General features: G+C 60.4%; 12 protein-coding genes. 3 read left to right on the forward strand and 9 right to left on the reverse strand.

From position 1 onward, the window contains the following. Window position 1: 1 nt before the first annotated feature. The 6 genes from ASC90_RS02295 to ASC90_RS02320 all read right to left on the reverse strand — a co-directional run bounded on the left by ASC90_RS02295 (window position 2) and on the right by ASC90_RS02320 (window position 6,267). The gene (locus tag ASC90_RS02295; protein WP_056534912.1) at window positions 2-877 is read right to left on the reverse strand and encodes a phosphotransferase; all 876 of its coding nucleotides are present in this window, start codon (window positions 875-877) and stop codon (window positions 2-4) included. Window positions 878-941: 64 nt separating this feature from the next. Then, the gene (ugpC, locus tag ASC90_RS02300; RefSeq protein WP_056534914.1) at window positions 942-2,021 is read right to left on the reverse strand and encodes a sn-glycerol-3-phosphate ABC transporter ATP-binding protein UgpC; all 1,080 of its coding nucleotides are present in this window, start codon (window positions 2,019-2,021) and stop codon (window positions 942-944) included. A gap of 23 nt (window positions 2,022-2,044) precedes the next feature. Continuing rightward, window positions 2,045-3,118 (reverse strand): Gfo/Idh/MocA family oxidoreductase, encoded by a 1,074-nt coding sequence (locus ASC90_RS02305; RefSeq protein WP_056535233.1) that lies wholly within the window; start codon window positions 3,116-3,118, stop codon window positions 2,045-2,047. Window positions 3,119-3,141: 23 nt separating this feature from the next. Beyond that, window positions 3,142-4,026, reverse strand: a complete 885-nt coding sequence (locus ASC90_RS02310) for a carbohydrate ABC transporter permease (protein ID WP_056534916.1) — start codon at window positions 4,024-4,026, stop codon at window positions 3,142-3,144. After that, entirely contained in the window at window positions 4,019-4,975 is a 957-nt protein-coding gene (locus ASC90_RS02315) for a sugar ABC transporter permease (protein WP_056535235.1), read from the reverse strand. Before ASC90_RS02315 ends, ASC90_RS02310 begins: the two co-directional genes overlap by 8 nt. 5 nt (window positions 4,976-4,980) lie before the next feature. Beyond that, window positions 4,981-6,267: an ABC transporter substrate-binding protein gene (locus ASC90_RS02320; RefSeq protein WP_056534918.1), complete on the reverse strand. Its 1,287-nt coding sequence runs from the start codon at window positions 6,265-6,267 to the stop codon at window positions 4,981-4,983. A 199-nt stretch (window positions 6,268-6,466) separates the two neighbouring features. Between ASC90_RS02320 and ASC90_RS02325 the strand changes: the two genes are divergently transcribed. Beyond that, window positions 6,467-7,144, forward strand: a complete 678-nt coding sequence (locus ASC90_RS02325) for a TetR/AcrR family transcriptional regulator (RefSeq protein WP_056534920.1) — start codon at window positions 6,467-6,469, stop codon at window positions 7,142-7,144. A 158-nt stretch (window positions 7,145-7,302) separates the two neighbouring features. After that, window positions 7,303-8,574: a Gfo/Idh/MocA family oxidoreductase gene (locus ASC90_RS02330; RefSeq protein ID WP_056534922.1), complete on the forward strand. Its 1,272-nt coding sequence runs from the start codon at window positions 7,303-7,305 to the stop codon at window positions 8,572-8,574. Here the strand turns inward: ASC90_RS02330 and ASC90_RS02335 are convergent. The 3 genes from ASC90_RS02335 to ASC90_RS02345 are packed head-to-tail and all read right to left on the reverse strand — an operon-like array spanning window position 8,571 to window position 12,472. Further along, entirely contained in the window at window positions 8,571-9,581 is a 1,011-nt protein-coding gene (locus tag ASC90_RS02335; protein ID WP_056534924.1) for a hydroxyacid dehydrogenase, read from the reverse strand. The two genes, ASC90_RS02330 and ASC90_RS02335, sit on opposite strands and share 4 nt — an antisense overlap. Beyond that, a complete protein-coding gene (locus ASC90_RS02340; RefSeq protein ID WP_056534926.1) occupies window positions 9,578-11,434 on the reverse strand; it encodes a DUF2264 domain-containing protein in 1,857 nt (618 codons plus the stop codon). The genes ASC90_RS02335 and ASC90_RS02340 overlap by 4 nt, the downstream gene beginning before the upstream one ends. Window positions 11,435-11,452: 18 nt before the next feature. Next, entirely contained in the window at window positions 11,453-12,472 is a 1,020-nt protein-coding gene (locus ASC90_RS02345; RefSeq protein WP_056534929.1) for a LacI family DNA-binding transcriptional regulator, read from the reverse strand. A gap of 141 nt (window positions 12,473-12,613) precedes the next feature. Between ASC90_RS02345 and ASC90_RS02350 the strand changes: the two genes are divergently transcribed. Then, complete coding sequence (locus ASC90_RS02350; RefSeq protein WP_056534931.1) at window positions 12,614-13,906, forward strand: ABC transporter substrate-binding protein; 1,293 nt, start codon at window positions 12,614-12,616, stop codon at window positions 13,904-13,906. Window positions 13,907-13,948 lie beyond the last annotated feature (42 nt).

Consider the following 13,948-nt stretch of genomic DNA (forward strand, 5'->3'; position numbering starts at 1 on the left):
GCTATGTGTCCTGTTCAAAGGCTTCGAATGCACGCTCGAAACGCGCGCGGTTCTCGGCGGTATAGCCGGCATAGTCGAAATCGATGGTGGAGTGAATTTCGGACACCATGCTCCAGAGCGTTTCACGGAGCAACGACGCGCACTTCATCGCGGAATACCGCCGCCAGAGATCCGGCGTCAGCGACGTCTGATAGTAGGCTTCGAGCATCTGGCGTTCGGCGCTCTCGGAAAACTCATTGTTGGAGGCGAGACCGCCCAGATCGAAGAGTGGGGTGTTAAACCCGGCATAGTCCCAATCGATCAACCAGAGGCGCTTGCCGTCGTCGAGGAAGTTGGCGGCCAGCATGTCGTTGTGGCCGAAGGCGATTTCGAAGGGACCCGCGGCAATTTCCAGCAGTGCGGCCCTCGCCTGCATATCGGCAAAAAGGGGTTGGTAGGAGCTGCCAGCTGCTTCCAAATGCGCGATGTAATCGCGAATGACATGAAACACCCAGAAGATCGCCGCGGCTCCGCGAAACTCGCGGGCGATGTCGTGGTGGCAGGCGCGGACCAGCGGAATGACGCGCGACAGCGTTCCGGCATCCCGCAGATCCTCCGGCGAAAGTGCCCTTGCCTCGATATAGTCGAGAACCAGCACACCCGGCGCATGGTGGATGACGGCGGGCGACAGTCCGGCTGCGTGCGCGGCCCGGCTCGCAGCAAGCTCGTTCTGCCGGATGATGTGATGGACCGAGATGTCTTCGCCCAGCCGCACCACCCGCCGGACGCTGCCGTCGCGCACCAGGTAGTTCCGGTTGGTGATGCCGCCGGTGATCGGTGTGATGTCGATCGGACCCTGCCATATGCCAAGCGAATGAATCCGATCTTCAGGCGTCACGCTTTTCCCCTCGCGGCCTATCCTATTGAAATCATGGCCAGAGGAGGATCGGCTGTCAAGCGCGCTAGATGGAAGCGCCGGAGGCGTCGAAGACGTGACATCGAGCCGGGTCGAACGAGGCCTTGACGTTGGCGCCGCGCTCCACCTTCTGTTGTCCGTCGAGTGCCACGGTCAGTTGCTGCGCATCCGGCGTCGTCGTGTAGAGCATGGTGGCGCCGCCAAGGTTTTCGACGAGGTCGATATTGACGGTGGCCAGCCCGACGCCGCTGGTTTCGAGCACCGAGAGATGCTCGGGGCGAATGCCGAAGGTGACGCTCTGGCCCGCTTCCGCCTCAAGCCGGCGCGGCAGGCGGACGGAATTGCCACAGACATTGATCGTGGTTTCGCCCTCGCCAACCTGCTCGACGCGCGCCCGAAGGAAATTCATCTTCGGGCTGCCGATGAAGCCGGCGACAAAACGATTGGCCGGAGTGTTGTAGAGATCGAGCGGCGCGCCGATCTGCTCGATGCGCCCGGAGTTCAGCACCACGATCTTGTCGGCCATCGTCATGGCTTCGACCTGGTCGTGGGTCACGTAGATCATCGTATTGCCGAGGCTGCGGTGCAGCCTGGAGATTTCGACGCGCATCTGCACGCGCAGTTCCGCATCGAGGTTGGAGAGCGGTTCATCGAACAGGAAGATGCGCGGCTCGCGCACGATCGCGCGACCAATGGCCACGCGCTGGCGCTGGCCACCGGAGAGCGCCTTTGGTTTACGCTCCAAGAGCTTTTCGATCTGCAGGATCTCGGCGGCGCGCTTCACCTTTGGCTGGATGTCGGCCTTTTTGTAGCCGGCCGTTTCCAGCCCGAAGGCAAGGTTCTTGTAGACCGACATGTGCGGGTAAAGCGCATAGGACTGAAACACCATGGCAATGCCGCGCTTGGCAGGCGCCACCTCGTTCATCCGCTCGTTGTCAAGCATCAGCGCGCCGCCGGTGATCTCTTCCAGGCCGGCGATCATCCGCAGCAGCGTGGACTTGCCGCAGCCGGAAGGGCCGACGAAAACGACGAACTCGCCGGGTTCGATTTTGAGGTCGATGCCATGGATGACATCCAGCGCACCATAGCGCTTCTCGACCTTCTGAAGAACGACGCTCGTTGCCATCTTCTCAATTCCTCTCTGGTCCGTTATTTCGTTCTGGCGCGCCAATCGGCGTATTTGGGGCTGTCCGGTCCGACTGGCAGCACCACTTCGCTGCCGCTGTCGGACGACTGGTAGATGGCCGTGACGAGTTCGAGCGCGCGCCGGGCATCCCGCGTCGTCACCGGCAGCGGCCCCTTTCCGCTGAGATAGGCGTGGAAATGCTCCATCTGGGTGGTGAAGCGCGGCGCGACCGGCTGCCAATCTCCGATGACGGCGTCGATCTTCGCCTGCACGTCGTCATTCGCGGCAATGATCTTCCACGGATCCTTGCCCGGCGAATAAGGCTCGTGGTTGCTTTCGAAGGTAACATTTTCGAAGTGCAGCCGCAGGCGGCTGATCTGCTCCTGTGAGCCGAGCGTGCAGGACAGCGAGGCGAACGCTCCGCTTTCCATCAGCAGGCTTGCCGATGCACAATCTTCGACCTCGATATCGTTGACTCGAGTGGCGACGCGTCCAAACACTCTGGAGGCGGGTCCCATCAGATGCAGCAGCATGTCGTGCAGATGGAGCGCATGGGTCACAAGCACGCCGCCAAGCTCGGTCGCCCACTTGCCCCGCCACGGAACCGAATAGTACTCGGAGGTCCGCAGCCAGAACGTTTCAACCGAGCCCATGTAGGCCTTGCCGGCGATACCAGCCTCGATGATCCGCTTTGCCTTTTCGACGCCGTCGCCGTAGCGATACTGGAAGATCGGCATCAGCACGCCCTTGGCCGCTTTTTCGGCTTCCATGATCTGGTCTACGCCGGCGAGCGAACCGGTCAGCGGTTTCTCGCAGATCACATGCTTGCCGGACGCAAGTGCCGCGAGGACCTGTTCCAGGTGGATGCCCGGTGGTGTGCAGATATCGACGATATCGATACTCTCATCCGCAAGCACGTCCGCAAATGATGTCGTGCGCTTTTCGATCCCGAACTCGTCACCGACTTCCTTCAGGCGTTCTTCATTGAGGTCGCAGAGTGCGACGACGTTGAACTTTTCGGGATGCGGCAGATAGCCCTCGACGATATGGGAGCGGCCGATGCCACAGCCGATGATCGCCACAGTCTTGATACTCATGTCATTCATCTCGCGAGTTGCCATCAACGCTTCATGCCGGTCGTGGCAATGCCTTCGATGAGCAGCCGCTGGAAGAACAGGAAGAAAATGAAAACCGGCACCAGCGTCAGCGTCGACATGGCGAACAGCCCCCCCCAGTCCGAAGCGCTTGTCGAGTCGACGAAGGTGCGCAGCCCGAGCTGGATCGTGTAGGTGTTCATGTCGTTGAGGTAGATGAGCGGTCCGAAAAAGTCGTCCCAGGTCCAGATGAAGGAAAAGATGGCAGCCGTAGCCAGGACCGGCAACGACAGCGGCAGCATGATCTTCCAATAGATGCGCCAGGCGCTGCAGCCGTCCATCATCGCGGCCTCATCGAGTTCACGCGGGATGCCTCGGAAGAACTGCACCATCAGGAAAATGAAGAAGGCATCGCTCGCCAGGAACTTCGGCACCACAAGCGGCAGGATCGTATTGACCCAGCCGAGGTTGAGAAACAGGACGTATTGCGGGATCAGCGTCACGTGGTACGGGATCATCAGCGTGCCGAGCATGATCGCGAACCAGAAGTTCCGCCCGGCAAAGCGCAGGCGGGCAAAGGCGTAGGCGGCCAGCGAACAAGCGACTACGTTGCCAATCACCGTCAGCACCGAGATCACCAGCGAGTTCCAGAAAAAGCGGCCAAAGGTAATATCGAGGCCCACCCATCCGCGCAGATAGGACGAGAAGTCGATCGACGAGGGGATCAGCGATGTTGACGAGAAGATCTCGTTCTCCGGCCTGACCGATGCGGACACCATCCACAGCAGCGGATAGAGCATGAGAAGCGAAGCAAGGATCAGCAGCGTGTGAATGATCATCGACGCTGGTCGGCTGCGCCTGGTGATATCGGAGGGGGGCGCCGAGACGGCGGTGGTGATTCCGTTAGTCATCGTAGTGCACCCAGTAACGCGAGGTCAGGAACGAGAAGGCCGTGAAGACCGCAATGATCAGCACGAGAATCCAGGCGAGCGCCGAGGCGTAGCCCATGCGGAAGTTGCCGAAAGCCTCCTGGTAAAGGTAGAGCGTATAAAACAGCGTCGAGTTGATCGGGCCGCCGGTTCCACCGGAGATGATGAAGGCCGGCGTGAAGGCCTTGAAGGCGTCGATCGTCTGCACCACCGCGTTGAAGAAGATGACGGGCGTCAGCAAAGGCAGGGTGATCTTGTAGAACTGCCGGAACTTCGAGGCGCCGTCGAGGCTCGCCGCCTCGTACATGTCTGTCGGAATCTGGCGCAGCCCGGCGAGGAAGATGATCATCGGCGAGCCGAACTGCCAGACGCTGAGCGCGACAAGCGTATAGATGGAATAGCTCGGATGCGAGATCCAGCTCGGTCCCTCTATGCCGAACTGCGCCAGCGCAGCATTAACGAGGCCGTCGCCGGCAAAAAGCTGCCGCCAGAGCACGGCGATCGCCACGCTGCCGCCAAGCAGGGACGGCAGGTAGAAGATGGCACGATAGACCGGCAGCCCGCGAACACCCTTGTTGAGGGCCATTGCGACGAGCAACGCAAACGTCAACTTGAAAGGCACCGACAGAGCGACATAGGTGAGTGTCACGGTCATTGCGGCGGCGAACTTGGAGTCGGCGGTCGTGATGCGCACGTAGTTTGCCGCTCCCACCCACTCGGCCGACCGGATCATGTCGAAATCCGTGAACGAGAGGTAGAGCGAGATCAGGGCTGGTCCGAGCGTCAGCCCGAAAAAGCCGATGAGCCATGGCAGAAGAAAGAGGTAGCCGGGGCCGTTGGCGGTCCAGAGGCGTTTCAAACGCCCCTTGGCCGCCACGCTCTGACGACTTTCGACGGCTGTTGCGGCTGTCGTGCGCATCACATCACTCATCCGCATCAGCCTCGCGCGAGGAGCCTGGTGACCTCGTCGACGAGCTGCTTGCCGGCATCCGACGGCGAGAGCTGGCCGAATGCGACCTGCTCGGAGATGGTGCGAAGTACCACCTGGCCTTCGCCGGCGCCTGACGGTGGTGGCGGCGGCAATTTGCCTGCGAGGTCGCCAAGGCCGCTCACATACTCGAGCGGAATCTTGCCGGTTTCGTCGAGCTTGGCTGCCACGACATCGCGCATTGCCTTCGATTCCGGGATGCCACGCTCCACGTCGAGCACCAGAGCGGCATCGGGGTTGGTCACGAAGAAATTCACGTAGTCAACCGCATGATCGAGCACCTTGGATTGCGCCGACACCGAGAAGAACATCGACGGCTTGCGATAGTGACCACCCTTCGAATCCGCCGTGATCCGTGGATAGTTGTTCAGCGCAAGCTTGTCCTTGCTGATTGCCTGGAAGCCGACGAACTGATTGCTGTGCGCATAGTCAGCAGCGGCCTTGCCAAGTGTCAGTGGGCTGGTGTCGATCGAATCCTTATAGAGCGCCTGCACATCAGGTGGAACGCAGGCGCCAGCCTCGCGGAATTTGCTCCACATGTCGAACCATTCAGAGGCGTCGTCGGCACCGAAGGCAATCTTTGAATCAGCCGTATAGAGCGCCTTGCCGCGTTGGCGCAGGTAGTTCTCGATCAGCGGTTCATTGCCGCTGCCATCCGCAAAGCCGGCCATGCCCTTGCGCTTGCCTGCCTTGCTGATCTCGGCGCCGATCTTGCCGAACTCTTCCCAGGTGGTTGCCTGGTTCGGCAGGTCGATGCCGGCCTCCTGAAAAGCCGTGGTGTTCAATACGGCTGCAGCCGCATTGGCGCCAAGGCTGACCCCGTAGAGATGACCGTCGACGCTGCCACCCTCGATCTGCGCCGGGTCGAAATCACTAAGGCCAAGCTTGGATGGCATGTAGGATTCGAGCGGTGCCAGAGCGCCGCGCCGCGCATACTCAACGATGTAGCGGTAGTCCATCTGGATGACGTCAGGGGCATTGCGGCCCGCGACCTGGGTGGCCAGACGCGGCCAGTAGTCAGCCCAGCCGAGGAACTCCCCGGTGATCGCTGTCCCAGCATTTTTGGTCTGATAGAGTTGCGAAACCTTGTTGGTGCGGTCAGCGCGCGGCTGCGATCCCCACCACAAAAGACGCAGGCGGGTATCTTCGGCAAAAGCCTTGGAACCCAGTGCGGACAGCGAAAGAAGCGTTGCCCCTCCCGCAACGAAGTTACGTCTGCTCACGCGTAGTGTCATCTGTTTTTCTCCTCCCTTGGGGAGCGCCTCCACACGCTCCTTGCTGGTTTCCCTTGCAACAAATAACTAATTGGTTACAAGCTATGGACAAGCACCGGGCCTGTCAAGCGCTGATGTGGCGGCCTCCTTGTGGATTTCATTTTTACAATCTGTTCCCAAACCACTATGAGCGCAATGGGGACACAAGAAAGGTAAGCCGATGGAAAGCGCCGGCGGTAGCGGGGAAAAGAAGAAAGCCAAGCGTCGTTCGCCGGAGCGCGTCCTGCAGCGCGATCCAGAGCGAACCCGCGCTGCCATCCTCGAGGCGGCGACGAAGGAATTTGCGGAAAACGGTATCGGCGGGGCGCGTGTCGACGCGATCGCGGAGCGTGCCGGAACCAACAAACGCATGCTCTACCACTACTTTGGCGACAAGGAGCAACTCTACCTGCATGTGCTGGAAGAGGCCTATGTCGGTATCCGGACGGCCGAGCGCGCGCTCAATATCGGAGACCGAACGCCTCAGGAGGGCATCGGCGAACTGGCGTTGTTTACCTGGCGTTATTTTCTCAGGCATCCCGAATTCCTGAGCCTGCTCGGCACGGAAAATCTGCATCGTGCCCGCTGGCTGCGGCAGTCGGTGCGGCTCAAGGAATTACATTCACATCTGATCGTAGAACTCTCCCAGGTACTGGACCGGGGGAAGAAGACCGGCGTGTTCATAGCCAGCGCCGATCCGTTGAACGTCTATCTGACGATCGCGTCGCTCGGATATTTCTATCTCTCCAACCAGTACACGCTCTCGACGATCTTCGGCCGCGATCTCATCGAGCCCACCAATCTAGACGCCTGGGAGCGACACATTGTGCATGTGACGCTGTCGTCCATCACGGTTTGAGTTCTGCAAGAGCGAGATCGGTTATTGACAGTCATGCACGCCTGCCATCATGTAACTGTTTAGTTACAGTCTGCGGCGGAACGCGTATGAGGACGCGCATCCTGCATCGTCAGGCATGCATCGACATCGTTTCATGACATGTGAAGGAGGATCATCCGATGGAGAAACGTCGCTTTGCCCTAATCGGGACGGGAAATCGCGGCACCACCATGTGGGGCAAGGAACTGCTTGCCGGCTGGCGCGAGTACGTGGATCTTGTTGCGATCGTTGACACAAACTCGCTGCGCGCCGAGCGGGCGCGCACGATGATCGGCAGCAATGCGCCGATCTACGAGAACATCGACGCCATGCTTGCCGAGCAGCAGGTCGATCTCGTAATCGTCTGCACGCCGGACTACACCCACGACGATATCGTCGTTCGGGCACTGGAAGCCGGCATAGACGTCATCACGGAAAAACCGATGACGACGGCAGTCGACAAGATCCGCCGGATCCTTGACGCCGAGAAACGCACCGGACAGCGCGTCGACGTTTCATTCAACTACCGCTATTCTCCGACAGCCGCGAAAATCAAGGAATTGCTGAACGCCGGCGAGATCGGCCGCGTCACCTCCGTGGATTTCCACTGGTACCTCGATACCAAGCACGGCGCAGATTACTTCCGCCGCTGGCACGCCTACACCGAGAATTCCGGCAGTCTGTTCGTTCACAAGGCGACCCACCATTTCGATCTGCTGAACTGGTATCTGGACAGCGATCCGGACGCTGTCACATCCTTTGCCGACCTGCAGAACTACGGCCGCAAGGGACCGTTCCGCGCTCAGCGCTGCAAGCTCTGTCCGCACACGCAGGACTGTGACTACTATCTCGATCTCGAGGCTGATCCTTTCCTCGACTCGCTCTATGAGGATCCGTCGAAGATCGATGGCTATTTCCGCGACGGCTGCGTCTACCGGGAAGATATCGACATTCCGGATACGATGGTCGTCAGCATCCGCTACAAGAACGATGTCCATGTCTCCTATTCCCTGAACACCTTCCAACCGATCGAGGGGCATCACATCGCCTTCAACGGTACCGAGGGGCGCATCGAACTGCGCCAGTATGAAAAGCAGCCTTGGGAAACGCCCGACGAGGATACCATCCTGCTCGTTCGCAATTTTCCCAAGGGCAAGGCTGCGGTCGAGCGAATCGTCGTCCCGCGCGCCGAGGGCGGCCACTACGGCGGCGATAACCGGATGCGCAACATGATCTTCAAGCAGGGTATGGAAGACAAGCTTGGACAGCGCGCCGGAACACGCGCCGGCGCCATGTCGGTACTCTGCGGCATCGCGGCCCTGACCAGCTCAAAAACCGGCAAGGTGGTGAAGATCTCGGACCTGATGCCGGAGATCGTCGGCGCGGCGATGCCGAATTTGAAAGCCGGCTAAGCGATAAAGGCCAGGTCGCGCCACTGAACGTGATAGAGGAGTGGCTGGCCTTTGGCGAACCGCTCGATCTCATCGACTGCCATCTCCCCGAGACGGCCACGCTCCAGCCCAACGGCGCCGGCAATGTGCGGCGTGAGGAATACATTGGGAAGATCGTAGAAGGTGGACGCCGCCTCCGGCACCTCAGGGTCGGTGACATCAATGATCGCATCGATCCTGCCGGTCGCGAGTGCCGCCAGCAACGCCGCTTCGTCGATCAAGGCTCCGCGTGCGGTGTTGATCAGCGTAGCGCCGTCCTTCATGAGCGACAGCTCCGCTTCGCCGATCATATGTTGCGTCGACGGCAGCGACGGCGCGTGCAGCGAAATGATATCCGAACAACTCATCAGGTCAGCAAGCTCTACCTTTTCGGCGCCGAGACCAATCGCTCCCGCTGCATCGACCGTCGGGTCGAACAGAAGCACCCGATAGCCGAAGGGTCTCAGCAGCTCAATCACCCGGCGCCCTATTCGCGACGCGCCGACGATGCCGACCGTGCGGCGATAATTACCGATTGGCTGGCGCTGCATCAGATGGGTCCTGCTGCGATTGCGATCGGCGACATAGAGATCACGGAAGCGGAAAACCTGTTTGCCTGCGAAGATAATCCCAGCCATCGTGAATTCCGCTACGGGCAGCGAGTTGGCCTCGGCCGCATGAGTGACGACGATACCGGCGCCGAACACCTGCTCGTCGACGATACCCTTCACGGTTCCTGCCGCATGGGCAACCAGCCGCAGATTGGGGGCGGCCCCGAGAACGTCGGGTCCAAGATAGGGCGAACCCCAGCCGGTAATGAGGACGTCGGCCTCCGCCAGAATGCGCCTGGCGCGACCATCGTCGAAACGCTCGAGCGGTACGGTATCGAGCAGGTTACCGATCGCGCCGAGCCGATCCAGCGCCTCGACGTTCAGCACGTGCTCCGTCCGCGACGACTGCATGGCGAGCGCAATGGAGGGACGCTTCATGGCATTTGCCCCGGAGCCTCGATGGCACTGACACGCACTCCTTTTCTCTTCACCAGCGCCTCGAGTTCGGCAATATCGGGAACCGCGGGTGGATTGGTCCACACGCGTGTTACTACGCCTGTGTCACCCGTCGCCAGCACAGCCGTAAAAAGCACGGTTTCGCCGGCCGAAACCTCGCCGCGCAATTGCGGTACCAGCGTCTTGGCCACGATCATGTTGGTGTTCGGTGGCGCTTTCTGCATGAGGCCGGTGCGTCGAATCGACGAACCGAGATCGACAATACCACTGAAATCCGCTTCGCCGATCGCATAGGCCCGGCTGCCATCCGCGACCAGCTGATCGAGCTCGAAATCCCGGCGCGCGATTGCAAAGCCGCCCTCCGCCGTTCGCAGCGGTCGCGGCGTGGTGATCCTGTGGACGCGCACATGCCACGGCGCGGTCGGAACCAGCCAAGTCTCGACCTCGACGTCCTGGTATGGCGACCATTTTGCATAGAGCACGTCGCCGGCGAGTTTGGCCTCGCTGTTGGTCTCGCGAACCCGGTAGTGCAGACCGTCGTCGCTGAAGGCGAGCGACGAGTCAAAAGCCGCACCGGCGAATCCGCGCTCATCGGATTCCACGCTGAAGCCGTATCGGCTTGAATAGGCAAATTTCGCGTATTTTTCCGTACCGAAACGCATCTGCAGATTCTCCTGGCCGGACGACAGTGCGATGACGTCGTCCCCGACATGCATCATGACCATGCCTGGATGTTTCTGCGGGACGACTGACGGCGGTTGCGGTGGCGGGGTCTCGGCGGATGTCCAGAAAGGATGATCGTCGGCGATGGCGAGTGGCAGGAACGCCTTGAACGCCCAATAGGGTGACCCTGCCGAATTGTAGTTCTCAGACATCAGGAGGTTGGGATAGCCGAACCCAATCGACAGCACCCCCTCGCGATTGGTCATCGGCTTGTCCTTCCACCAGCGTAGATGCTGGAGGCAGAGGCTCTTTACTTCGCCCCAGGGCAGCGCTTCCAGGTCCGCAAACGCAAGCGCGGACCAGAATCCGGCGCAGGCAAAGCGATAGGTCAGGCTGCGGCCAAAGGGAACCGCGGCGCCGTCGGCGCCAAACCAATGCCGGAAATCCCGTGCGAAGAGAACGGCGCGCTCGCGGTATCGTTTCGCATATCCGTCATCAACGAGCTTGGAGTAGATGAGCCCGTAGAAATGCATGGCGAAGGGGATGTAGTGGTCGATGCGGCGCACATTGCCGTCGCGATACCAGCCGTCACCGATGTAGAAGCCTTCGAGCTCTTCAAGATATTGCCTGGTGAGGCTACGGTCGAAGTCAGCGCCGATCCGGTCGAGCGCGATGTCTACGAAGATGCGGAAGAATTTCCAGTTATTGTCGGCGTAGTCGAACTTTCGGGCGTGCTTCAAATAGGCAACGACGTTGTCGCGGGCGCGACCACCCAATGGCTCCCAAATCTTTTCGGGAACAAGCGCCAGGGCAAAACCGAGCGCTGCGAGCTCGACCATGCGTTGGTCGCGGCCGTTGACCGCACCCCAGTATTCAGGATGTTTCGGATCCGTTCCGTTGGCAATGCCCTCGGCGAAGCGATGCCATTCCGCGAAATCGCCACCACCGGCACCCAGAGGCGCCAATCCCCAGAGCGGTCTGGCGAATCCCTCAAGATCAGCTGCCGCCCGGTCAAAATGGGCGGCGGCACCGTCCAGGCGCACACGCGCGTTGCCATTGGAAAAATACGGGAGCAGCGGATCGAACAGATCGCGAAGCGCGCGAGCCATATCGTCGCGGGTGTTGAGCGGATTTTTGGAAAGCGGGTTTGCACTGGCGGGATCATAGGTCATCGATATTGCTCATGAATGTCAGGAGTGCGAAACGGTGCCGCCGGAAATGGGTACGACGGCATGGCAAATCTGGCGCGCGGGGGCAGATCGATCTCTGAAGCGCGCAGCCATGAGGCTGGTGGCTTCCTTGCCAAGAGAAGTACGGTCAACCCGCATCGTGGACAGCGGCGGATTTGTCATCATCGCGCAGGGGAGATCGTCGAAGCCGACAATCGCGAAATCCTCGGGAACCCGCAGGCCCGCCTCGTTTGCCGCCTCGAGGACACCCACAGCGATAAAATCGTTCATGCAGAACGCAGCCGTGAAGCCGGGTTCCTCGGCGAGTATGGCGGCAGTCAATTCGTGTGCCTCCAGACTTGCACTGCCTTGAAAGGTCATCGACACCAGCCTTCCCACCGCACCGTCAACCGCCGCGATGGCCGCTTGGAAACCGCGCACACGCTCGCGGATCGTGTGGCGATGCGAACCTGTCAGATGCAGTATGCGCCGGTGGCCGGCTTGCAGCAGGCGGCTGGTTGCTTCGTAGGCGCCGAAGAAATTGGAGGGAGAGACGCCATCCAGCCGGAGCTGGGGATCGGTGCCGTTGACAAGGACCGTGGGAACCGCGCCTGTCTCGAGCCAGCCACGCAACTCAGCGCTCGGATCAATGCCGACGAGGAAAAGTCCCTCGGCATTGGCCGTACGCATGTAGTCACCCACTACCTCCGGGGTTGCTCTGTTCTCACGGATCAGCCTCACGTCGAATGGTATGCCGGCGTCCGCCGTTCCGGTCCGCAGTCCTTCGACGATCCCTTCGTAGAAGACGCTGAGGCCACCGGTTACGCCGTCGCTTGCAATCAGTGCAAGACTGCCCGGCAAAGCGCCGGCTGCACTCCGTGCCGCGTATCCGCTTTCAGCCGCAACCCTGAGAATGTGTTGGCGCACGCTGTCGCTGATACCGGGTTCGTTGGCGAGGACGCGGGACACGGTCGATATCGATACGCCCGCGATCGTTGCGATGTCTGCCTGCCGGAGCCGTTTGTTTTTTGTCTCGTTCATGGAAAGAAGATTATGCAAATCACGCAAATTTGCAAGAAAAAGATAAATTGTTGCGTTGAAGATTTTTTTGCGTAATCTAATCGCCACAAAGCCCGTGAAGCTGTTGGAGGATGGCAGGGCAATGACAAAGGAGGATTAGTCATGCAGGTGAATCGCCGTTCATTTCTGATGGGCTCGGCAGGTGTGGCCGCCGGCCTCGCCATGGGTGCCGGAAGCTCGATTCCAGCGTTTGCGGACGATGCCCAGCTGCGCGCCATGTGGTGGGGTTCCAACGATCGTGCCAAACGCACGCTCGACGTCGCCAAGCTGTACGAGAGCAAGAATGCCGGAACCACCATTGTCGGCGAGTCGCTAAGCGGAGACGGCTACTGGACGAAGCTAGCCACACAGATGGCAGGCCGTTCGATCGCTGACGTCTTCCAGCTGGAACCGGGGACCATTTCTGACTACTCAAAGCGCGGCGCCTGCCTTGCGCTCGACGAGTTCGTACCGTCGACGCTGAAAGTCGATACCTTCGGCAAGGATATGCTGAAGCTGACGACGATCGACAACAAGCTCTATGGCATCGGCCTCGGCCTCAACTCCTTCGCCCTATTCGTCGATGAATCCGCCTTCGAAAAAGCCGGCATCAAGGCGCCGGCTGCCGATATCACCTGGGCGGAATATGCCGATCTGGCGGTCGAGCTGACCAAGGCCAGCGGCAAGGTCAACTACTGGGGCGGACCTTATGGCGCCCGCTACAACTATGTATTCGATGCCTGGCTGCGTCAGCGCGGCAAGAGCCTCTTCGCAAGCGAGGGCGGTCTTGGCTTCGACGTCGAGGATGCCAAGGAGTGGTTCAGCTTCTGGGAGGAGCTTCGCAAGAAGGGCGGTACGGTTGCCGCCGACGTGCAGACGCTGGACCAGAATACGATCGACACGAATTGCCTTGCGCTCGGCAAGTCAGCGATGGGTATGGCATACTCCAACCAGCTTGTCGGCTACCAGCTGATCTCCAAGAACAAGCTGGCCATCACGCTGCTGCCGCGCGAAAAGAAGGGAGGGCCATCGGGTCACTACTACCGCCCAGCCCTGATCTGGAGCGTAGGAGCAACAACCAAGAATCCCGAAGCAGCCGCCAAGTTCATCGATTTCTTCGTCAACGATGTCGATGCGGGGAAGATCCTCGGCGTCGAGCGTGGCGTTCCGATGTCGCCGACGGTGCGCGAGGCCCTCCTGCCGCAGCTCAATCCGACTGAGCAGGCCACAATCAAGTACATCAACCTGCTCAAGGATCAGGTTGGCGCGTATCCGGCTCCGGTGCCCATGGGTGCAACGCAGTTCGATCAGCGTGTATTGCGCCCGCTGGCCGACGAACTGGCCTTCGAGCGCACAACGGTGGCTGAGGCCGCGGCGCGGCTGGTCGAAGAAGGCAAGGCGACGATCAAGGGTTAGGTCGCGGCCACAGTCCGCGGCATGGAAAACGCGGCGCCGGTC

Origin of the sequence: Rhizobium sp. Root1220, from assembly GCF_001426265.1 — a bacterium.
Classification (GTDB): domain Bacteria; phylum Pseudomonadota; class Alphaproteobacteria; order Rhizobiales; family Rhizobiaceae; genus Rhizobium.